Genomic DNA, 21,019 nt, shown 5'->3' with positions numbered 1-21,019 from the left:
ACGGTGCAAAAGTAATCATAAAACTACGATTCATAACGAACTATTTTATATTTTTGTTCGCAAAATAAAAGTTATCGCTTATCAGAACGCTGAAAAAGACTGTACGCTGGATAGTCGGTATTGTACTGGGAGTATATATCGGGACTATTGTTTTGTTGAATATACCGGATGTTCAGCAAGCCATGAGCGTATTTGTAGCCGAAAAACTTTCCGAGGCCCTGAACACCCGCGTCACGGTGGGCAGGATTTATATGGGGCTGTTGAACCGCATCATTATCGACGATGTGTTGCTCGACGACCGGAGCGGCCGGGAAATGCTCAAAATCACCCGCCTGTCCGCAACGTTCGACATCATGCCTTTCTTCGAAGGGAAGATTTCCATCAGCAGTGTCCAGCTATTCGGTTTCAACATCAGTCTCCGGAAAGACACGCCGGACTCTCCGCCCAATTTCAAGTTCGTATTAGACGCTTTCGCTTCCAAAGATACGGTAAAGAAAGAAAATTCGTTAGACCTGCGGATTAATTCCATCCTGATTCGCCGCGGCCGCATGTCATATCACGTGCTTTCCGAAGAGGAGACACCGGGAAAGTTCAATGCCAGGCATATCCAGCTCCAGAACATCATAGCCAGCATATCGTTGAAGGCGTTGAACAAAGATTCCGTGAACCTGGGCATCAAACGTTTGAGTCTCGACGAGAAGGCGTCCGGCTTTTCCTTGAAGAAGATGAGCCTGAAACTGGTTGCGAACAGCAAGCGGATGAACGTCGATAATTTCACCGTCGAGCTGCCTGAAACATCGCTGAAGCTGGACACAATCCATCTGACATATGACAGCCTGAAAGCCTTCAACCGCTTCACGGAGCAGGTCCGCTTCTCGTTCCGCACGTTGCCGTCGCAAATCACGTTGAAGGAGATTTCTCCTTTTGTGCCGGCGTTGTCGCATTTCACAGAGCCGATTACGCTGGATATGGAGGTAAAAGGCACTGTGGACCAACTGACCTGTTCGCGCCTGGAGATAACGGCCGACGAACGCCAGTTCCGTCTGAAAGGCGACATGTCGCTTCAGGATTTGTCGCATCCGCAGAATACGTATGTGTACGGCACCCTGTCCGAGCTGACCGCCAGCGCTCCCGGCATCAGTTTTCTGCTCCGTAATTTGAGCCACGACTATAAAGGAGTCCCCCCCATTCTCGAACGTCTGGGAGGAGTCAGTTTCCAGGGAGACATATCCGGTTATTTCACGGATTTGGTAACCTACGGCCGGTTGCATACCGATTTGGGGAACATTAAAATGGACTTGAAGCTGAGTTCGGACAAAAGCAAAGGCTTGTTCGCTTATTCGGGAGCTGTCGAAACAACCGACTATAAGCTGGGAGAACTGTTGGCGAACGGGCGGTTGGGGGAAATCACCTTCAATCTGGATGTGCACGGACAGCACGTATCCGGCCAGCTTCCCGTTGTGGAGCTGAAAGGCCTGATATCTTCCGTGGATTACAGCAAGTATAAATATGAGAACATTACCCTGGACGGGGAATATAAGCAAGGAGGATTTAACGGGAAAGTGGCATTGGACGACCCGAACGGTTCAATCTATTTGAACGGAGACGTCAATGTCTCTTCCGAAATCCCTACCTTTAATTTCCAGGCTGCCGTCCATAAAATACGGCCGCACGATTTAAATCTTACGTCGAAGTATCCGGATGCGGAATTCTCCTTGAAGTTGAGAGCCAATTTCACGGGTGGTTCCGTGGATGAAATGATTGGTGAGATAAATGTGGACAGTTTGGAATTTGCGACTCCGGACAAGCAGTATTTCATGAATAACATGAATATCCGCGCCACCAGACAGGATGATGAAAACCGGTTAAGGCTGGTTTCGGAGTTCATGACAGCGACGGTGAAAGGCAAGTTCCAGTATCACACATTGCCTGCCAGCATCCTGAATACCATGAGAAAATACGTCCCGTCTCTGATATTGCCGCCTAAGAAGCCGATAGAGACGCATAATAACTTCCAGTTCGACATCAATTTGTACAATACGGACATTCTGACTACAATCTTTAATATTCCCTTGACTGTCTATACCCATTCCACGATAAAGGGATATTTCAACGACCCTTTGCGGCGTTTGAGGATAGAGGGATATTTCCCCCGTTTCCAGTATAAGGACAATTACATCGAATCGGGCATGGTTTTGTGCGAGACTCCGTCGGACTATGTCCGTGCGCGGGTCCGTTTGACTAGTTTGAGAAAGAAAGGGACGGTAAACCTCTCCCTGGATGCACAGGCGAAGGAAGACAATGTCAGTACGACGCTGAACTGGGGAAATAGCGCGGCGGTGACATATAGCGGGCAATTGGCGGCCGTGGCCAAATTTCTGCGTACCGAAGGCGAGAAGCCTTTGTTGAAAGCGATGGTGGACGTGAAGCCGACGGACATCATCCTGAACGACACCCTTTGGCAGATACACCCTTCGCAGGTAGTGGTGGACTCGGGCAAGGTGGATGTGAACAACTTCTATTTCAGCCATCAGGACCGCTATGTGCGCATTAACGGCCGTCTTTCCGACAATCCGGAAGACAGCGTGAAGATTGATTTGAAGGACATCAACATGGGATATGTGTTTGATATCGCAAGTATTTCCGATGACGTGAATTTTGAGGGAGATGCGACGGGGACGGCTTACGCATGCGGCGTATTGAAAAAGCCCGTGATGAATACCCGCCTGTTTATCAAGAACTTCTCGCTCAATCAAGGCCGTTTGGGAGATTTGGATATCTATGGCGAGTGGGATAATGAGAACAGGGGGATTCGCCTGGATGCCTCCATTAAGGATATAGCCCCCGCCCCTTCCCGCGTGACCGGCATCATCTATCCCCTCAAACCGGAAAGCGGGCTCGACCTGAATATAGAGGCAAATGAATTGAACTTGAAGTTTCTGGAGCATTACATGAAGTCCATTGCGAACGACATTAAAGGACGGGGAACCGGAAAGGTGCATTTCTACGGCAAGTTTAAAGGATTGAACCTGGACGGCGCGGTCATGACGGACGCCTCGATGAAGTTCGATATTTTAAATACCTATTTTGCCGTAAAGGACACCATCCGCCTGGCTCCCACCGGACTGACCTTCAATAATATCTATATTTCTGACATGGAAGGGCATTCGGGGAGGATGAACGGGTATCTGCATTTCCAGCATTTCAAGAATCTGAATTACCGTTTTGAGATACAGGCAGACAATATGCTTGTGATGAATACGAAAGAATCGACGGACATTCCTTTCTATGGAACCGTGTACGGTACGGGAAATGCGCTGCTTGCCGGAAATGCCGTGCAGGGACTGGACGTAAACGTAGCCATGACGACGAACCGGAACACGACTTTCACCTATATCAACGGCAGTGTCGCGTCCGCCACAAGTAACCAGTTTATCAAGTTCGTCGATAAAACGCCCCGCCGCACCATCCAGGATTCCGTGCAGGTCATTTCCTATTACGAGCAGTTGCAGCAGAAACGCCAAGAGGCCGAAGAGGAGCAAAAGACCGACATACACCTGAATATTCTTGTTGACGCCACTCCCGACGCGACGATGAAAATCATCATGGACCCCATTGCGGGAGACTACATCAGCGGTAAGGGTACGGGAAACATCCGCACGGAATTTTATAATAAGGGAGACGTAAAAATGTTCGGTAACTACCAGATTAACCAGGGAGTATATAAATTCAGCCTGCAGGAAGTTATCCGTAAAGACTTTATTATCAAAAACGGAAGTACGATTACCTTCAACGGCGCTCCCCTGGACGCGAACCTGGACATCCAGGCCTCTTATACGGTAAACTCGGCTTCGTTGAATGACCTAATTCCGGACGAAGCGTCGGCGGCTATCATACAGCAACCGAATGTGAAGGTGAACTGCATCATGAACCTGAGCGGAATGCTGGTGCGCCCTACCATCAAACTGGGGATTGAACTGCCGAATGAACGGGATGAAGTGCAGACGTTGGTGCGCAACTATATCAGTACGGAGGAACAGATGAACATGCAGATTCTTTATTTGCTGGGAATTGGCAAATTCTATACGGAAGACGCCCGGAACAACAACCAGAATTCCAATGTGATGTCGTCGGTGCTCTCCTCCACCCTGTCCGGACAGTTGAACAATGCCTTGTCGCAGGTTTTTGAAACGAACAACTGGAATATCGGGACGAATCTGAGTACCGGTGAGAAAGGGTGGACGGATATGGAGGTGGAAGGCATCTTGTCCGGCCAGTTATTGAACAACCGGCTTTTGATTAACGGGAATTTCGGCTACCGGGACAATCCGATGGCAAACACCAATTTCGTAGGAGACTTTGAAGCGGAATGGCTGATAAACCGTTCGGGGGATATCCGCCTGAAAGCATATAACGAAACCAATGACCGCTATTATACGAAAACCAACCTTACAACCCAGGGTGTGGGTATCATGTATAAAAAAGACTTCAATAAATGGAGCGAGCTTTTCTTCTGGAACAAGTGGTTTCATAAACGCAAGCGGGAAGAAGCTGAAAAGAAAGCGGAAGAACAACCGGCAGACAGCATACCCGGCAGCGGCGGAGAAGAGACCACTTGGCAGCAGCCGTCCGTAGAAAGAAAGCGGTTGCGCCAATAACGGTTCCGCCCGTTTATTCTATCAGCATAAACCCGCTCCAGTCCCGGATATTATGGGGGTATTTGCGTATCATGTTTCTCTGGGCGCAGGTGAAAGCCTCTTGCTTGCCCATTCCTGTCTGCCAGAACCGGTAGAAGTCCGTCATCAGTTCGACGGTGGCTTTATCTCCTACTTCCCACAGGCTGACAAGCATGGACTCGACGCCTGCCAGACGGAAAGCCCGCCGCAATCCGAATACTCCTTCCGCTTCCTCAATCTCTCCTTCCGCCGAATAGCAGGATGAAAGTACGGCCAGCTCGATGCGGGAAAGGTCAAGGGAAGATATTTCCAGCGCCGTCAGGATGCCGTCTTCCTTTCCGCCGGCAGGGCGATGTTCCGTCCAGGCTTCGTTGGCGCCGGACAAAAGAAAACCTGTACGCATAAGCGGGTCTTGATGGCCGCTTTCTCCTTTACAGACAATTGCGGGGCTTTGGATGGTATCATTGTAAGGAAGGTTGAACCCGTGCGTGGCGATGTGAAGCACGGCGGAGGAGAAAGGCCGGCGAGACAGTTTTCTGAAAGCTGTTTCATTGGCTTCCCGGCCTGTATATTTATGGATATTCCACCGGTTGGAGGCGGACAGCAGGCGGCTGATGCTGTCTATTTCAATAACCGTTCCCGGCAAATAGGCGAACCCCTGCCCTCTTTTCTCTCCGTAGACGCTGTCGGGAGGCAGGTTGAATTCCGCTCCCCCGAAAAGGATGATATCCCTGGAAATGTCTTTGCGGCTCTCTTGACGTTTCTTTATCGCGGGTATGTCGCCGGTATAAGACAGGTGGTGCAGGACATATTTCTCGCACACATACTGCTTGCCGTCAAATAGCCGGGCAAACGGTATCGTGTTCAGGTTCCCGTCCAGAGACAGATAGATGTGCGAACATCCGCCCGCCAGTTTTCCTATCGGCGTCCAGAGTCTGTTGTAAGCCTCCCGTTTGTCTACGATAAGGTAAGGCAGTTCAAGGTATGTACATAATGAGGTGATGTGGGGAACCGTGTCATTAGAGGTAAAGACGACCGCCCAGTATTCCTTATTCAGGAAATCCGGTGAGACGGGCAGGCTGATGATTTCCGCAACAGCTTCTTCCGGAGACAGGCAGGCGGCGATTTCTTTCCACCCGCGACGCCGGACAGCCCGGTTTTTATGTTTCTCTTTCAGATAGGCTCCCAATGCCCGTTCCAGGTTTCTGACCGTTATCTCGTTCCGCAACCTTCGGACGTAATCTCTGCCCCTTCCTTTTTTGAAAGAGCTTTCCGAAAAGCGGATGCTGTCAATCTCTTGCCGTATTTCCATGCAGTATCTATCCTGTTCCGGCATGGAAAGCTCTTGCTGCCGGAGCGGAACGGTCGTAAACAGTTCTTTTTTCAATAAATTGCTGTCGTACAGGAATTCCGCAATTCCGGGCATCCGCATGTTTTGGCAGGCAAAACGTTGCATGTCGTTATAATATGTCTGTACAATGTCCCATAAAACACTCCGTTCGGAAGGGAATAGATAAGGAAGGTCTTCTTCCATTAGCGAATACAGGTATTCTAGCATCTTGTTGTAGGTCTCCAAAGCCTTTTCCGGTTGCCGGGATTGCGCGTAAATTTGCGCGCAGGTCCTGAAGACCAGGAAACATTCGGGCAGCCTTTGCATACCGAGCACTTGTGAAACGCTTGCCGGGCGATACGTCTTTTCCGCTATGTCCATGCATTGTTCCGCCGCTGCAGGCGTGGAGTCGTTCAGAAGAGACAGCATTTTCAGGCGAAGCCTTATGGAAGCGGCGGTCTCTGGCGTATCTTCGTGTTTTTCCAGTCTCTCTTCCAGCAGTTTGACGGCAGAGTTGAGGTCGTTCTGTTCCCAATGGTAAACAGATTCCGCATCCCAGTTGTCCGGCAAGTCTTTCTGCATCTTCTCCGCCTGCCGGTACAGCCTGCTATCGTTTGTGTCCATCGCTTTCATTAACAGTCCCATGCTTTCCGAAATGACGGCAAGCGTATGGTTTGTGGCGGCAAGTTTCTCCAACATTCCTCCGGGCAGCAATACATTCTTCCGGAAAACGGACAGGTCGCTTAAAAACGTATAGGCATACGCCAGCTCTTTATGTATGGGATAAGCGGCTTCCTTCGGGGTCGTCTTTAATTTCTCCTCCAGGATTCGTACGGAAAGTTCCGCCAGTTCTTTGCTTTGCCGGTACATTCCGAGCGATTTGCAATATTGCGCCGTGGAAAATAATTCGGATGCATATTTCAGGCTGTCTCCGATTGAGGTCTCCAGACGGCGGATTCGTTCCATGCCTTCTTCTGTCCATGACCGGGTCTGTGCGGGAGATTGCGCCGCTGTTTCGGCAACGGCAGTGAGGGCGAATAGAAAGGCCAGTAAATATTTCATCGTGATGCAGGCTGATTATATCGGCAAAAATAAGTTTTTTTTCATTGTTCCGGTTACCTTTTCCCATTTTTCCGTATTAAAGGAGTGAAGGGAAAAACAAGGTAAAGTTTTTTGATGGAACAACCTTGTGTGAAATGAAATGCCATTGTTGAAGATTGTATATTTGCTGATATTTTTAAAATAAATATAATAATGATGAAAACGATGTATGCTTTATGGGCTTTTTGCGCCATGCCTTTTTTGTATGCCTGTTCGGAAGATGAAGAAACGGCTCTTCCTACCATTACCGTATCGGATATCGAGCGTAAGAGTGTTGTAATCAATGGAACCGTGCCGGAGACGGAGGACGGGACAGATATCCCGGAGTGCGGAATCTACTGGAGCGAGACGAACCGGGAACCGACCGACGCGGATAAAAAGGTGATTGCCGAACGTGATATAAACGGCAATTTCCGGATAGAGCTTACGAATCTGAAAGGCGGAACGACTTATTATGCCAAAGGATTTGCCCAAAACCGTTCGACTACGGTAACGGGTGAGACAGTCTCTTTCACCACGCTTGCCGGAGTGCCCGAACTGAGTATCCTTCAAGTGACTATGCAGGACGAGTTTGATGTGATGATTAAAGACCTCGGAGGAGGAGAAATTAAAGAGATAGGTTACTGCAGAATTATCGACAAGGGGAATATCAGCGACGATTTCATGCCGGATATAGAGAACAGCGAACGGATAGTATGCAATTTCAGCTCGCTGAACCAGGACATGACACGCTTTACGATAAAATACAGGGCCGAACAGCAAGACCCGAATTCTTATTCGAGGGCCTATTATTACGGGCGCGTGTATATCATCACCGACAACGGTATCGGATACAGCCAGAGGGTTCGTTTCTGGTCGCACCTAAGGTAGTAACCTGTAAAAAAACAAGTTGTGTACCGGGATGTAAAAGGCTCTCGTCCCGGTGTGCATGACATTATAAACCGATGGTAGAGCCTGTCAATTTAAAGAAAACAGTATGAATAAATTAATCAAACTGGCTTATTGTTTATTGGCCGTATCGCTGGTGGCATGCGGGCCTTCAAAATCAAAGACGAACGGAACCGGAGAAGGGACGGAAGAAGTGACGGATGTCAAACAGGCGGAAGAAGCTTCGCTGACGGAAGACCCGTTGAAACTGGCGGACTTTGCCGTAGAGTGTTTCAGGACTAACGAACGCGGGAAACTATTGCCGTACACGACTGCCAGATGCAATAAACGCCTGACCGAAGACATGGCTATCGAGGAACAGATGAAAAATGACCGGGGCATCAGGAAAATGCGTGAACAGTTGAAATCCACGACCTATACCCGCTCCCAGGTAAGTGAAATGGGCAGTAGCGGCAAGTTGGTGAAATATATCAGCAGCCCTTCCAAATACAACATGAAAGTATTGCTCGAACAGCAGGACGGGAAATGGCTTGTAGACCAGGTAGGCCCGGATATGTAACCGATACAGGAAACACGGTATGAGAAGATTTGTTTTATTTGTTTGGGCCGTTATGCTTGTCTGGTGTTTTCCGTCTGACGCGAATGCGCAGTTTTTTAAGAAACTGGGAAAGGTACTGGAGAAAGTGGACAAAGAGCTGGGGACTTCTTCCGGCAATGAGTCACGGGCCGCTGCAGAGGTGAAGACGGAAAAGGCCGCCTCTGCCAACCGGATACGTATAGCCACCTATAAAACCGAATCGGCAAGTAAGGCTGTCCCTCACCGGACAGCTAGTACCCGCCTGATTACGCTCGAAAATAAAAGGCCGGTGATGAGCGGTTTTTCCGAAGGTGTCGCTTATGTCAAGACCGGAGGCAAACAAGGAGGATTTTTCATCGACACTTTAGGCAACAGGCTGTTCAATCATCCGGTCGGCTACGGGACGATTCCGAAATTCAACCACGGGGTAATCATTTCATTGAACAACTCCAAGAATACCGCCCGTATCATTAATAAAAAAGGGGAAACGGTTTGTGAACTGGCTCAAGTACTTAAAGTGACCGATTTTGTGGATGGCGTAGCCGCAATCCTCAAAGGATATCCGAGCAAGACCGGATATAAAAGTTATGATTATTACAACATTTATATCAACACGAAAGGGAAACGGGTTTTCAAGGATTTGCCCAGCGCTTCTACGATGGAATCGCTGAAAGAAGTCCGTCCGTCACGTTACGGGCTGTCCGCTTTTTATGACTACCGGAGAAAAAAGTGGGGATACCGCAATGAGTCGGGAGGAATCATTATTCCGCAGCAATTTGAAGACGCCGCCGAGTTCAGCGACAGCCTGGCACTGGTTTCCGTCATGGATGAGAACGGTACGAAAAAGTGGGGATACATCGATTTGGCGGGTGAATTCGAGATTGACCCCATATTCAGTATCCGTCCGGGGTCATTCTGCGACGGGCTTGCTCCCATAAAGAATAAAAACGAAGAGTTTTTCTATATTGACAAGACGGGGAAAATAGTAAGCAAGCCTTTTGTCAAGGCGTCCGAGTATCACGATGGTTATGCATGGATTGCCATATCTTCGAATAATCATGTGAATTATTATGTGATGGATAAAAAACTGCGGTTCGTATCGAGGTTTGCAGAGGATGTCCAGGTTCCCGTTCCTCCGGTCCCGGATGGAAAAAGTACGCAGAATGCCCATGCGCTCTGGGGAGAAAACGGATTGTATGTATATGATGTATATACCCGGAAGACAGCTTGGGTGTCACCGCTTGGAGATACTCTGCTCAATGGTGTCAGTGCCATGTTCGACGGCAATTATGCGCCTTGCGAATACGATAACCGTTTCGGGTATATCAATCGTAAAGGGGAATATGTCATTGAGTTTGTAGAATCAGAATTTTAAGTTGATGACTTAACATTATTATTTTATGGAAACTAAAAGTGTAAAAAAATTCCTTCAGCTACAATTTTGCTTATTGCTCTTGTTACTGACGGTCTTGCCGGAGTTTAATCTGGGAAGTATTATTTCTGCATTAATCGGGTTTAATTTTGACATTACGGCCTTCTGTTGCAAAGCAATAGGACTTATCGGCGGCGGAACGGCTTTCTATTATTTCTATAAGGAAGCACAAGCCAAACAGCAACAGCTTCCTACGGCTTTTCTGGCGACGGCAGTTGCGGGCATGATTTTGGTTTTGTTGTCATTGATTCCCGGAATACCTTCCTGGCTGGATTACATTGCCCTCATTGCTTTGCTGGTTGCTGTCTACTTGTGCAAAAACAGCGTAGGCATTGAATGGGCAAACAGGGGGACACAGGGAGCTTACCTCATCCTGCTGGCGATATTGCTGCATGTCTACAACGGTATCGGAGATACGTTCATGACCGGTGTAGCCGCTGTTATAGGGCTAATCATGTATTGGATGGGGCTCGGCACTATCAAGCCGGCGCTGGACTCGGCGGGCGAGCAGGGTGTCTCCAAATTGAAGATAGCTGTCATTCTCGGACTGGCCGGTGTGGTTATAGGATGGATTCCGTTAATCGGCGGCATTGTGGGAGGTATCCTGGCTATTCTCGCTTTCATCTTTGAGTTTATGGGATACGGAGCGCTGAAAGGTTCGTCGGCAATAGGCGACGAAGGGCAAAACGGCGCCGGGAAACTGCGTACGAGCATGATTATTCTTCTTATTTCCGCCATAACAGGCATAATACCGGGGTTGGGCATTGTAGAAAAAATCCTTTCTTTGGTTGCCCTGTGGTTTGTGTTCCAGGGTTGGAGCATGATTTTATCGGGTATGGAAATGAAAGTCAGAAGAAATGATTAGACATTACCGAAAGATTGGCAATGATTTGGTTTTCATTGCCAATCTCCCAATAATATCGCGATACCGGCGCCTGACCGTATATTAAAACCACTTTCTCTCTTTCAACGCCTTCGCTATCTTCTGCGCTTCGTCCGCATAGCTCCCCTTTTCTTCCGCTATCTTCTGTGCCGTTTCTGCCGCTTTCCCGCGCATGCCCGCCTGCAGGTAACTGCAGAGCAATAACCATTCCCTTTCCTCTTCATATTCGGAACCGGGCAAACGGGACAGGACTGCCGTTGCTTTTTGCGGCTCGCCGGTTTTCATAAACGAGACGGCAGCGTATAAAGAACTGTAAACGGGTAGTTGTCCGGCAATTTCAGGAGAAGCCTTCTGAAAAGCACCGGCGGCGCTTTCAAACTCCCCTTTGTCATACGCTGCGATAATCGCATCATTTATGTCCGACACTTCTCCGGACAGTCCGCTGCCACCCCTAGGACGCTCGATGGAAGGGATAAAAGAAAAGGCATTGCCGATATCCTCCGTACCATACCGGTATGAATATCCCCATATTCCTCCTCCGGCGATTAACAGGATGAGGATGCAGGCCGCCACGCTTTTCCAACGCAGTTTCCCGTGTCCGGAAAAAGCTTGTTCCATCGCTTTTCTGGCCTCCTGTTCGGCTGCTATCAATTCTCCTTCTATCAATAGTTTCCTGTAAGCGACATATTCTTTGAGCGCCTTGTCCTGTTCCATTTCCCGGCAAAACGCATATCGTTCGCCAGGTTCCATTTCATTATTGATAAAACGGTCTGCCCGTATCTCCATCTGTTCTTTATCCATTTTTCTCTTTCCATTTAATTCCGACTAATTCCAACCTCTTTTTCAGTTCAAAAGTGAAACGGCGCAGGCAGGAACTTTTCTTGTTTTTCGCGACCTGTTCCGATTTGTAATTCAACTGCCTGGCTATTTCTTCCATTTTCAGCCGTTCCCAATAAAAAAGTTTCAGTATCCGGTTGCAGGTATCGTCCGCTTCCTCTATCATTTGGTTCACGATATTCTGTGCTTCCGTCCATTCTTCCGTATTGTAGTTTTCCTCCGCCCATTCGGACGACAATGTCTGAATCGGGACAAATTCCAATTTGTTTTTGGCTAAGTGGGTGCATATCCGATGTTTTCCGATTTCAAACAGATAGGTTTTCAAAGACGCCTGCCTGTCCCGGTATTTGCCGTCGCGTACATTCCGGAACATAATCGTAAAGCTTTCCTGATAAATGTCTTCCGCCGTTTCTTCTTTGACGGGATAGTATTTTAAGGCGAAAGAGATGAACGGGGATTTGTATAATTCATACAAACGGCTTATCTCTTTTGCGTCGGCAAGACGCTCTTTTCCAAACCGGTGACCGAACAGTATTTTCATCGCTTCTTCGTCGTTCCTGTTTTTACCGTCATATTGCCGGAAGTGCATTCCATATAAGGGGTCTGGCGTCTGCGGGTATGGTAGATTTTTGATTTGAGCCTGCTCGTCAAATCATTGATACCGATGTTATTATTCGCCTGTTCTATAATCTCCCACAGGAAAAAGGTCAGCTTGCCGAAATATTTCTTTTGTCGCATATCGTAGTATTCATAGTTTATTTCTTCCGGCAGGCAAGCGCTGAATACCATAGCGGGGGAAAATCCCCGTTTGGGCAACAAGAGCCGGCTCCTTTCCTGATGTTCGCCGGGTTTGGGGACATATCCTTTAGGTGCGAAGACGGCATTTGTCCCGCGTATGTAGTCTTCCTCTTCATTTTCCCTGTTGGCTGTCCCGCTGTGGCAAGCATCTATAACCACCATTACTTGTCCGGATTCGCCGGCTTTCTCTCTTATTTTATCTATCCATTCCCCCAGTTCGTCATCGCGTAAATGATTTTCTCCTTCGTATTTTCCGGGAATATACCAGAAAAGAGCGTCATACAAAACGATAGATTCGTCGAGTCCGTCATCTTCATCGCCGTTATCATCCATCATCTGCTGTCCGTGGCATGAGAAGTGCAGGTATATGTAGTCTCCCGGACAGACGTCGGCATGCAACCGGGCGATAGCTTCCGTTACGTTTTCTTTCGTGGCTTCCGAATCGGAAAGGCAGACGATATGCCGGGGAAGGTATTGATATTTCATCAACATCCGTTTCACCAGCTCCTCATCGTTTTCGGCATGAATCCGTTCCCACCCGCTATGTCGCGGATACTGTCCGATTGTCACCACAAGCGCCCGGTTCGTCTGCGCCCGCGCCGCAGACATGATTTCAAGGCTGAATAACAATAGTAATGAATAACGTTTAATCATCTCATTTTCGTATGTTCTGCAAAAATAGATTATTTTTTTTAATTCCGGCTTGTTACCTTTTTCATTTTTCCGGTATAAAAAGGTAACAGGCAAACCTTGTTTTTACGAGGAATGCCGTTGACCGTTTGTTATAGCGATTCAAAACAAGGTTCGTTAATTTTGACTGACAACCTTGTGTCGGATAACGTATAACTGTTATTTAACTTATTTTTGTCCAACATAAGTACATGAAACATGAGTGATAAATTGAGTATATCCTACCATACGGCAAAAAGAATCTTATTGGAGTTATTGGAAAACAATGATTTTTCAACCGACGAGGATATTATGAAGATTCTTGGTTCGGTAGTGCAAAAGGAAACAAATGATACAAGTAATGACAAAGAGAAAATAAGCCGTATTGTAATCGATAAAGAGGGAAGGATTTTTTTACCCGAATATTCATCCGTGGAAGTGAAGATGCCCTATCTTCCTAAAACCGTATTCATTTTCTTTTTGATTCATGAGGAGGGGCTCGAATTTAAAAGCATGTATAATTATGTGCAGGAACTATATGAAATTTATCAGATTGTGGCATTGGAGAAAAATACGGAAGCGGGAAAAATCAGGCGTAGCCTGGAGAATCTGGTAGAACCCGTCAATAACCGGATTTATGAGATATGCTCGATAATCCGCAGGACTCTTTCGGTGGTGGTCCCCGCTTCGCTGATGGAGGTATATTGCATTACCGGCAAACGGGGAGAAAAACACAGGATACCGATAGAACGGGTATTTGTTGATGTAAAGAATGAGAAGTTAAGGGAGATGTTCGTAACGAAAAATGTCATGAAATAGACAGGCGCAAACGAGTCGGAACAGCTTTAGATAAAGAATCGGATAAAGATAATGAGGCAGTTTTAGTTATAACTTATAAGTTGAAACGGAATAATCCCCTTGTTTCAGCCCTGTTTATCACAATATAGGGGGCAAGAACAAGGGGATTTATCCTGTAATGAAGTTTTCATCCATAAGATTTTCAACTTCCGGTTTCCCGTTCGGGTTGCATTCTTTTAATTCCGGTTCGGGCCGGAAATAAGTTCTCCGTTGTCCGCTATCATCAGGACGGCCTCCCTGTCATTCGCTTCCAGTTCGATACGGTAATATTTACTGTCGGCATTCTCAATGCGTTCTGCATCGTCAAAACGGTATCCTATATATATCGTGTTGATTTGGGTATCTATCGTTTCCGATACACCTGCAGGCAGTTCTCCTTTACGTACGTCCCATGAGGTGGAATACCATTCGCCGTTCCTGTCGAAAAGGATTTCTTTGGACACATTGCGTCCGAGGTCATTGTCGAAATGCACGATATCCACTTCCGTAAAACCTCTGTTCGGACCGTCATCTTCTATGTCTATCTCCATCAGTTTGGCTCCGGGATATCGGGTATCGATGAAATTTCTCATCGCTTCCGTCAGCCGGACATTCTGTTCGGGCAGATACTCCCCATCCTTGTCGCCGTCCGTATCCACAACGTTTTTGACCAGTACCCCTTCTTCGGAATAATACAAATCGATTTCCCGGTTCCGGTCTTCTACCTCAATGACATACATGGTCTCGACATCCGCCCGTTCCAGCTTGTCCACGTCATCTACTCTCCATGAGGCGTACTCGCCGGTTTCAAAAGAGGTCTTTACGGCTTGCGGCAATGCATTGTAAGGAATGTCCGTTTCCGTCATCTGCCATTTCCCGTTTTGGGTGAACCATGCGGACGATTCATAGCCGTCATAAAAATCCGCTACGTAATAACCCGCTTTAGCTTCCCATTTCACATTTGCCGCATTGGGATACCTGGATGAGAACGCATTCTGCAGTTCGGCGGGAACAGCAATCGAATCATTATCGTCGTTGTCACAACTTTGTAGGTTCCATGCGGCGCACAATACAAGTATCAGCGTATAGATTTTCGTTTTCATAATTATTGTTTTTAGAGGTTTAGTTATCGATATCGATTAAATTGAATTTCAGGTCGAATTTCAGTTCCGTACGGTTGGAAAGCTTTACTTCATATTCTTTCTTGTCACGTTCGATTTTCTGAACCTTGACGTCAGGATAGTTGGTCGTCACATAATTCAGGATGGCTGCGGGAATTATGGCGACGGGTACGGAACTATATTTGCAGTTCACTTCTTCCCATCTTCCTTTCTTGTCGAATTCCACTTTGTCGCCATTGGTGAAAATCACTTCATAGCTTTTATAAAAGAAGTCGCTTTCCATTTTTGCCAGAGCAATCTTGCTGTCTGCAAAATGCTGTTTGATGAACTGTTGTGCCGGTTGCGGCATCTGGCTGACCTGAATCGGTTTATCGTCGTCCGCACGTGCTACTGTCTGCAAAGTAAATAGGCATACTAATAAGAATACTAACTTTTTCATAATCGTCTTTTTTAATCTTGTTTTTACTGTTATCATTAATTTCACATTGCAAAGATGAAGGGAGAATCTGAAAAGATTTGGGAATTTCGGAGAAAAACGGAAAAAATGAAGAAAAATTTTCCTAGTTGTATTCTTTTGATTCTTTTAACAGCTACTAATATTCGCATCGCTTATTTTTGCAAGCACGAATTTGACAATATTCATATTAAATAACCATCAGAACTTTTGTATGACTATGAGAACAAATTGTTTTTTATTATTAGCTATTCTATTGGGACTAATCCCCGTGCGCTACGTACACGCAAATGATTCCATTCCTGAAAGCGTGATTCTCTACACTCCTTACACCAAAATTTCCGTATCGCCGGGAGCATCTATCGATTACAGTATCGACCTTATCAACAACACCGACAAACTGACAAACGCCAATCTTTCCGTTAGCGGACTGTCCGGTAGTTGGAAACATGAGATGAAGTCCGGAGGATGGAGCCTTAGCCAGTTGTCCGTGCTTCCCAAAGAAAAAAAGACATTTAATCTGAAAGTCGAGGTCCCGTTGAAGGTGAATAAGGGAAATTATCATTTCACCGTATATGCCGGAGATGCGAAACTGCCGCTGGACATCGTGGTTGCCCAGAAAGGGACTTACCAGACAGAATTCACAACCGACCAGCCCAATATGGAGGGCAACTCCAAGTCTACTTTTACTTTTAGCACTACTTTGAAAAACCAGACAGCCGACCAGCAACTGTATGCTTTGATGGCTAACGCGCCGAGAGGCTGGAATGTCGTTTTCAAACCTAATTATAAACAGGCTACTTCCGCGCAGGTGGAAGCCAACGGCAGCCAGAATGTCAGTATCGACATTACTCCTCCCGCCAATGTGGAAGCCGGCAGTTATAAGATTCCGGTACGTGCCGCTACGGGAACCACTTCGGCGGAGTTGGAACTGGAAGTGGTTGTCACCGGTTCTTACCAGATGGAATTGACTACGCCGAGAGGATTGTTGAGCGCCGACGTGACTGCCGGAGACGTGAAACGGATTGAACTGGTCGTGAAAAACACGGGGTCGTCACTGCTGAAAGATATTCAGTTGTCTGCCAACAAACCCGTAGACTGGGAAGTCACTTTCGAGCCTTCAAAGATAGAGGCGCTGAAAGCCGGAGAGACATCAACGGTGACTGCTACGTTGAAAGCTTCTAAAAAAGCGCTTCCGGGCGATTACGTGACTACCATGATGGCGAAAACGCCTGAGGTGAATGCCGACGCACAATTCAGAATCGCCGTCAAAACTCCGATGATATGGGGATGGGTAGGTGTTTTGATTATCGCTGTTGCCATCGGTGTTGTCTACTATCTGTTCCGTAAATATGGAAGGAGGTAAATCATGGGCGAACAAGTGATCGTACTTACCGATTTGACTAAACAATACGGTAATTTTACTGCTGTAGATCATATTCGCCTGAATATCCGGAAAGGGGAAATCTTCGGACTGCTGGGGCCGAACGGTGCCGGAAAGTCGACCACGATTTTGATGATGCTGGGATTGACGGAGCCGACATCGGGTTCCGTTGAGATATGCGGTATCAATTCGACCACGCATCCTATCGAAGTAAAGAGGAAAATCGGCTATTTGCCCGAAGATGTAGGATTCTATGATGATATGACAGGATTGGAGAATCTGGTATATACAGCACGGTTGAACGGCATTCCGGATAAGGAGGCCGAAGAGAAAGGGATGGAGCTGTTGAAGCGCGTAGGACTCGAAGGCCAGTTGAAGAAAAAAACCGGGAAGTATTCCCGCGGAATGAGGCAACGGTTGGGACTGGCGGATGTACTTGTCAAAAATCCGGAGATTATCATTCTGGACGAGCCTACTTCCGGCATCGACCCTGCGGGAGTTCAGGAATTTATAGAACTGATTCATTGGCTGAGCAAAGAGAAAGGGCTTACCGTACTCTTTTCTTCCCATCATTTAGACCAGGTACAGAAAGTATGTGACCGGGTGGGGTTGTTCAGCGGCGGAAAATTACTTGCTTTAATCGATATGGCAGAACTGAAAGACAAAAAACAGGAATTGTCCGATATCTATAACCGTTATTTTGAGGAAGGAGGAGAACGGCATGAGTAAAGTCAATCATCCTTTCTGGGTTATCGTCAACAAGGAAATCTCCGACCATGTCAAAAGTTGGCGTTTCATTATTTTAATCGGTATCATCGCACTGACTTGTATGGGGTCGCTATATACGGCTCTTACCAATATCGGCGAAGCCGTCAAACCGAACGATCCGGACGGCTCGTTTCTCTTTTTGAAGTTATTCACGGCTTCGGACGGGACACTTCCTTCGTTTGTGCTGTTCATCAACTTCCTTGGTCCTTTGTTGGGAATCGCTTTGGGGTTCGATGCGGTCAATTCCGAACAGAATAAAGGAACGTTGAGCCGCATGTTGTCACAGCCCATACACCGTGACTGCATTATCAATGCAAAATTTGTGGCTGCTCTGATTGTTATCGGCATCATGCTGTTCGTATTGGGTTTCCTGGTCATGGGATTCGGGTTGATTGCCATCGGCATCCCCCCTACGGCCGAGGAATTCTGGCGAATTGTTTTCTTCATTGTGACAAGCGTCTTTTACGTCGCTTTCTGGTTGAACCTGGCGATTTTATTCTCGCTGCGTTTCCGTCAGGCTGCAACTTCCGCATTGGCGTCTGTTGCCGTCTGGCTGTTTTTCAGCGTATTTTATACAATGATTGTCAATCTGGTGGCAAAAGGGTTGAGCCCGTCGCAAATGGCTTCGCCTTACCAGATTATCAGCTACCAGAAGTTCATTCTCGGATTGATGCGCCTGGCGCCGAGCGAGCTGTTCAATGAAGCCACTACGACATTGCTGATGCCTTCTGTCAGAAGCTTGGGACCGCTTACGATGGAACAGGTCCAGGGAGCTATTCCGAGTCCGCTTCCGTTGGGGCAGAGCCTCTTGGTGGTATGGCCGCAGCTTACGGGACTGATTGCGGCAACGGTTATCTGTTTCGCAATCTCGTATATCATGTTCATGAGAAGGGAAATCCGTTCCCGGTAGCCGAAATTCCCGTTATAAAATAACACTGAATCTTCTGGTTTGTTCCACAAGGATTCAGTGTTATTTTTTTACTGTGGAAAGTTCTCACTTGGAGATTTCGAAGCAATGTTCTTCCTGTTCAAAGAAATACCGTATTTTCAGGTGTTGCAGCCGGCAGATGGAATCGGCTATCGCCAGCCCCAATCCGGTAGACCCTTCTTTCTTGTTCCCCTGATAAAAACGCTCGAAGATATGTTCTTTGTCCAGCGGCCGGTCTATTCCGGAATTCCGGAAAGTGATGCTGCCGGAGGTAATGACGATACGGATATGCCCTTCGTCTATATTGTGCACGAACGCATTCTTCAAAAGGTTTGTCAGCAGGGCGACGGCTAAAGATTCATTCATCGTGACACGGAACTCGGCATGTTCCGCAATGTCAACTTTTATATTGCGGTAATCGTAAACTTCTTTATAATCTTCCAGGTATTGCCCGAGCAGTACGTTCAGGTTCAGCTCCCTGGTGTCTGTAAACTGTCCGTTATCTATTTTGGAAAGCAACAACAGGGATTTGTTCAGTTTGGTGATGTATTCCAGTGTCTGGTGTGTTTTCATCAGTTCTTCAAGCTGGCTTTCAGACAGGGATTCGTCTTCCATCAGCATTTCCAGACGGTTCCGGCAGATGGCAAGCGGCGTTTGTATTTCATGCGAGGCATTGCCGATGAACTGTTTCTGCTGTTCGAACATTTGTTCGGTACGTTCGGCATAGCGTATTGCCGCGTCGTTCAGTTTACGGAATTCCGTAATCCGGGTCTTATTTTTCAACGGTTCGTTTTTCTTTCCGGTCTGATAGTTATCCAGCCAGTGAAGAAGAACGTACAAGGGGCGCATATTGCGATAAAAAACCCAGACGGATATGATGACAATGCAAAGCAGGAGAGATACGTATAGGAAAATAATCCATATCTGGATAGCGTCTCTCAAATCATTCTTTTCTATGCTCGGCGTAGATACCGTCAATTCATAATAGCGGTCTTCATCGTTTTTAAAGATGGTAGTCAGGATACGCGCCGGTTCCGTTTCCCCTTTTTCCACGATATAGACCATAGAGTCCTTATACTGGATATCGTCACGGCTCTCGGCATATTCTTCAGACACTTCCGTCAGGTAATACTGGTTGTTGGACCCGTTGTTCTTGGCAGGTAACTCCTCTCCCGCCAATGCACGGATGATAATCGTCTCCGAATAGTCCTCCAGCGCATCATCTACTTCATCATTAACCTCGTCAATCATCGTCACATAGAAAAAGATTGCCCATACTGTCAGTATAAGGGTCAGGGCCAATGTGATGCGGAGTATGATGTAATATATTAATTTCATGGATGATGGTTTTCCGTCTTTTTCATTCGACAATCAATTTATAACCGAATCCGTAAACCGCTTTAATCTCGATATCCGCCCCTGCATCTTTCAATTTCTTACGCAGGTTCTTGATTTGGGCGTAAATAAAGTCGAAATTGTCTACCTGGTCGATGTGGTCTCCCCACACGGATTCCGCCAGCGTATTTTTATTGACCAGACGGCCGGGACGGTTGATGAAGTATAATAAAATATCGTATTCTTTCCTGTTCAGCTCCAACGGCTGCCCGTTTACAAAAACATGGTATTTATCCGGCTCTATCCGCACGTTCCCCTGCCGGATATCGATTTCTCCGCCATGTTGGTTACGGCGGATAACGCTTTTTATGCGGGCGTTCAACTCCGCCAGATGGAAAGGTTTGGGCAAATAGTCATCCGCTCCCAGTTCCAGCCCCAATACTTTGTCTTCTAGGGAATCTTTTGCGGAGATGATGATGACGTTCTCCCGTTTATGGAGGGTTTTCAGGCGTTCAAGCAGGTCGAGCCCGCTTCCGTCAGGAAGCATTATGTCCAACAGGATGCAATCGTAATCATAATCTTCAATCTTGCGTAGCGCAGCGTTGAAGTCACCGGCCGTTTCCACCACATAGCGCTCTTTCTCAAGCGAACGCTGGATAAGTTCCCGCAAAGACGGTTCGTCTTCTACAATTAATATCTTCATATTGCTCTTCTCCTCTTTTTCTTTTACATACTGCAAAGAAAGCGGATATTTCTGAAATAAAACTGAAATGAATAAAAAAAAGAGGCGGTCCCAAACTGGAAATTGAAAGCCGGAAAGCTTACGGATTGAAACTTTAAAAGTTAAAATCCCCCTATTTCTGCCTTGTATGATGATGAATGAAGGCTAAGATAGCGGGGATTTTTATGTTATAGCTTATAGATTATAAGGAAGGCTGTCCCGTTTTTCTATTTTGAAGTGACCCCAAAAAGTTGGACATGTTAAACATTATCCCGTAATA

At 46.9% G+C, this 21,019-nt stretch carries 17 protein-coding genes; 9 read left to right on the top strand and 8 right to left on the bottom strand.

The features are described from left to right. The first annotated feature begins 182 nt into the window (after positions 1–182). Positions 183–4,658 carry a translocation/assembly module TamB domain-containing protein gene (locus Q5076_RS11470; protein ID WP_303013382.1) on the top strand — a complete coding sequence of 1,492 codons (4,476 nt, stop codon included), beginning with the start codon at positions 183–185 and terminating at the stop codon, positions 4,656–4,658. 13 nt (positions 4,659–4,671) lie between these two features. On the opposite strand, the gene Q5076_RS11465 is transcribed toward Q5076_RS11470, so the two are convergent. Next, positions 4,672–7,068, bottom strand: a complete 2,397-nt coding sequence (locus tag Q5076_RS11465; RefSeq protein ID WP_303013379.1) for a CHAT domain-containing protein — start codon at positions 7,066–7,068, stop codon at positions 4,672–4,674. A 192-nt stretch (positions 7,069–7,260) separates the two neighbouring features. On the opposite strand from Q5076_RS11465, the gene Q5076_RS11460 reads away from it, so the two are divergent. The 4 genes from Q5076_RS11460 to Q5076_RS11445 all read left to right on the top strand — a co-directional run bounded on the left by Q5076_RS11460 (position 7,261) and on the right by Q5076_RS11445 (position 10,869). Continuing rightward, positions 7,261–7,977 carry a hypothetical protein gene (locus Q5076_RS11460; protein ID WP_303013378.1) on the top strand — a complete coding sequence of 239 codons (717 nt, stop codon included), beginning with the start codon at positions 7,261–7,263 and terminating at the stop codon, positions 7,975–7,977. A 106-nt stretch (positions 7,978–8,083) separates the two neighbouring features. Beyond that, positions 8,084–8,554: a hypothetical protein gene (locus Q5076_RS11455; RefSeq protein WP_303013375.1), complete on the top strand. Its 471-nt coding sequence runs from the start codon at positions 8,084–8,086 to the stop codon at positions 8,552–8,554. A 19-nt stretch (positions 8,555–8,573) separates the two neighbouring features. Further along, entirely contained in the window at positions 8,574–9,947 is a 1,374-nt protein-coding gene (locus Q5076_RS11450; protein ID WP_303013373.1) for a WG repeat-containing protein, read from the top strand. 25 nt (positions 9,948–9,972) lie between these two features. Further along, a complete protein-coding gene (locus Q5076_RS11445) occupies positions 9,973–10,869 on the top strand; it encodes a hypothetical protein (RefSeq protein WP_303013371.1) in 897 nt (298 codons plus the stop codon). An 81-nt stretch (positions 10,870–10,950) separates the two neighbouring features. Here Q5076_RS11445 and Q5076_RS11440 read toward each other — a convergent pair whose 3' ends face one another. From Q5076_RS11440 to Q5076_RS11430, 3 genes are read right to left on the bottom strand one after another with little or no spacing between them, the layout of a single operon-like run. Beyond that, positions 10,951–11,688 (bottom strand): hypothetical protein, encoded by a 738-nt coding sequence (locus Q5076_RS11440; RefSeq protein WP_303013369.1) that lies wholly within the window; start codon positions 11,686–11,688, stop codon positions 10,951–10,953. Continuing rightward, a complete protein-coding gene (locus Q5076_RS11435) occupies positions 11,681–12,265 on the bottom strand; it encodes an RNA polymerase sigma factor (RefSeq protein ID WP_303013366.1) in 585 nt (194 codons plus the stop codon). The genes Q5076_RS11440 and Q5076_RS11435 overlap by 8 nt, the downstream gene beginning before the upstream one ends. Continuing rightward, positions 12,262–13,176 carry a caspase family protein gene (locus Q5076_RS11430; RefSeq protein ID WP_303013363.1) on the bottom strand — a complete coding sequence of 305 codons (915 nt, stop codon included), beginning with the start codon at positions 13,174–13,176 and terminating at the stop codon, positions 12,262–12,264. The genes Q5076_RS11435 and Q5076_RS11430 overlap by 4 nt, the downstream gene beginning before the upstream one ends. Positions 13,177–13,410: 234 nt before the next feature. On the opposite strand from Q5076_RS11430, the gene Q5076_RS11425 reads away from it, so the two are divergent. After that, positions 13,411–14,010 (top strand): hypothetical protein, encoded by a 600-nt coding sequence (locus tag Q5076_RS11425; RefSeq protein ID WP_303013360.1) that lies wholly within the window; start codon positions 13,411–13,413, stop codon positions 14,008–14,010. 215 nt (positions 14,011–14,225) lie between these two features. Here Q5076_RS11425 and Q5076_RS11420 read toward each other — a convergent pair whose 3' ends face one another. Together Q5076_RS11420 and Q5076_RS11415 are read right to left on the bottom strand one after the other, a co-directional pair. Then, on the bottom strand, positions 14,226–15,131 hold the full coding sequence (locus Q5076_RS11420) for a PepSY-like domain-containing protein (protein ID WP_303013358.1): 906 nt from the start codon (positions 15,129–15,131) through the stop codon (positions 14,226–14,228). 19 nt (positions 15,132–15,150) lie between these two features. Beyond that, positions 15,151–15,588: a PepSY-like domain-containing protein gene (locus Q5076_RS11415; protein ID WP_303013355.1), complete on the bottom strand. Its 438-nt coding sequence runs from the start codon at positions 15,586–15,588 to the stop codon at positions 15,151–15,153. Positions 15,589–15,817: 229 nt separating this feature from the next. On the opposite strand from Q5076_RS11415, the gene Q5076_RS11410 reads away from it, so the two are divergent. Genes Q5076_RS11410 through Q5076_RS11400 form a run of 3 tightly spaced genes read left to right on the top strand, consistent with a single transcriptional unit; the run spans position 15,818 to position 18,665 of the window. Next, a complete protein-coding gene (locus Q5076_RS11410; protein ID WP_303013353.1) occupies positions 15,818–16,969 on the top strand; it encodes an NEW3 domain-containing protein in 1,152 nt (383 codons plus the stop codon). Positions 16,970–16,972: 3 nt separating this feature from the next. Next, positions 16,973–17,716 carry an ABC transporter ATP-binding protein gene (locus Q5076_RS11405; protein WP_303013352.1) on the top strand — a complete coding sequence of 248 codons (744 nt, stop codon included), beginning with the start codon at positions 16,973–16,975 and terminating at the stop codon, positions 17,714–17,716. After that, positions 17,709–18,665, top strand: coding sequence for an ABC transporter permease (locus Q5076_RS11400; RefSeq protein ID WP_303013435.1), 957 nt, complete (start codon positions 17,709–17,711; stop codon positions 18,663–18,665). The genes Q5076_RS11405 and Q5076_RS11400 overlap by 8 nt, the downstream gene beginning before the upstream one ends. 84 nt (positions 18,666–18,749) lie before the next feature. Here the strand turns inward: Q5076_RS11400 and Q5076_RS11395 are convergent, their stop codons facing one another. Both Q5076_RS11395 and Q5076_RS11390 read right to left on the bottom strand, forming a co-directional pair. Beyond that, positions 18,750–20,021, bottom strand: a complete 1,272-nt coding sequence (locus Q5076_RS11395) for a HAMP domain-containing sensor histidine kinase (RefSeq protein WP_303013350.1) — start codon at positions 20,019–20,021, stop codon at positions 18,750–18,752. A gap of 22 nt (positions 20,022–20,043) precedes the next feature. Then, positions 20,044–20,721, bottom strand: a complete 678-nt coding sequence (locus Q5076_RS11390; RefSeq protein ID WP_303013348.1) for a response regulator transcription factor — start codon at positions 20,719–20,721, stop codon at positions 20,044–20,046. Between the last annotated feature and the right edge of the window lie 298 nt (positions 20,722–21,019).

The sequence above is a fragment of the uncultured Bacteroides sp. genome (assembly GCF_958445495.1).
Taxonomy (GTDB): domain Bacteria; phylum Bacteroidota; class Bacteroidia; order Bacteroidales; family Bacteroidaceae; genus Bacteroides.
The sequence above is the reverse complement of the archived record's forward strand: the minus strand, read 5'-3'. Positions and strand labels throughout refer to the sequence as shown.

What these genes read in the sequence shown, in the direction of transcription:
- Q5076_RS11470 (WP_303013382.1), top strand. Translation starts at nt 183, where the DNA reads ATGAGCGTATTTGTAGCCGAAAAACTTTCCGAGGCCCTGAACACCCGC.
- Q5076_RS11465 (WP_303013379.1), bottom strand. Translation starts at nt 7,068, where the DNA reads ATGAAATATTTACTGGCCTTTCTATTCGCCCTCACTGCCGTTGCCGAA.
- Q5076_RS11460 (WP_303013378.1), top strand. Translation starts at nt 7,261, where the DNA reads ATGATGAAAACGATGTATGCTTTATGGGCTTTTTGCGCCATGCCTTTT.
- Q5076_RS11455 (WP_303013375.1), top strand. Translation starts at nt 8,084, where the DNA reads ATGAATAAATTAATCAAACTGGCTTATTGTTTATTGGCCGTATCGCTG.
- Q5076_RS11450 (WP_303013373.1), top strand. Translation starts at nt 8,574, where the DNA reads ATGAGAAGATTTGTTTTATTTGTTTGGGCCGTTATGCTTGTCTGGTGT.
- Q5076_RS11445 (WP_303013371.1), top strand. Translation starts at nt 9,973, where the DNA reads ATGGAAACTAAAAGTGTAAAAAAATTCCTTCAGCTACAATTTTGCTTA.
- Q5076_RS11440 (WP_303013369.1), bottom strand. Translation starts at nt 11,688, where the DNA reads ATGGATAAAGAACAGATGGAGATACGGGCAGACCGTTTTATCAATAAT.
- Q5076_RS11435 (WP_303013366.1), bottom strand. Translation starts at nt 12,265, where the DNA reads ATGAAAATACTGTTCGGTCACCGGTTTGGAAAAGAGCGTCTTGCCGAC.
- Q5076_RS11430 (WP_303013363.1), bottom strand. Translation starts at nt 13,176, where the DNA reads ATGATTAAACGTTATTCATTACTATTGTTATTCAGCCTTGAAATCATG.
- Q5076_RS11425 (WP_303013360.1), top strand. Translation starts at nt 13,411, where the DNA reads ATGAGTGATAAATTGAGTATATCCTACCATACGGCAAAAAGAATCTTA.
- Q5076_RS11420 (WP_303013358.1), bottom strand. Translation starts at nt 15,131, where the DNA reads ATGAAAACGAAAATCTATACGCTGATACTTGTATTGTGCGCCGCATGG.
- Q5076_RS11415 (WP_303013355.1), bottom strand. Translation starts at nt 15,588, where the DNA reads ATGAAAAAGTTAGTATTCTTATTAGTATGCCTATTTACTTTGCAGACA.
- Q5076_RS11410 (WP_303013353.1), top strand. Translation starts at nt 15,818, where the DNA reads ATGACTATGAGAACAAATTGTTTTTTATTATTAGCTATTCTATTGGGA.
- Q5076_RS11405 (WP_303013352.1), top strand. Translation starts at nt 16,973, where the DNA reads ATGGGCGAACAAGTGATCGTACTTACCGATTTGACTAAACAATACGGT.
- Q5076_RS11400 (WP_303013435.1), top strand. Translation starts at nt 17,709, where the DNA reads ATGAGTAAAGTCAATCATCCTTTCTGGGTTATCGTCAACAAGGAAATC.
- Q5076_RS11395 (WP_303013350.1), bottom strand. Translation starts at nt 20,021, where the DNA reads ATGAAATTAATATATTACATCATACTCCGCATCACATTGGCCCTGACC.
- Q5076_RS11390 (WP_303013348.1), bottom strand. Translation starts at nt 20,721, where the DNA reads ATGAAGATATTAATTGTAGAAGACGAACCGTCTTTGCGGGAACTTATC.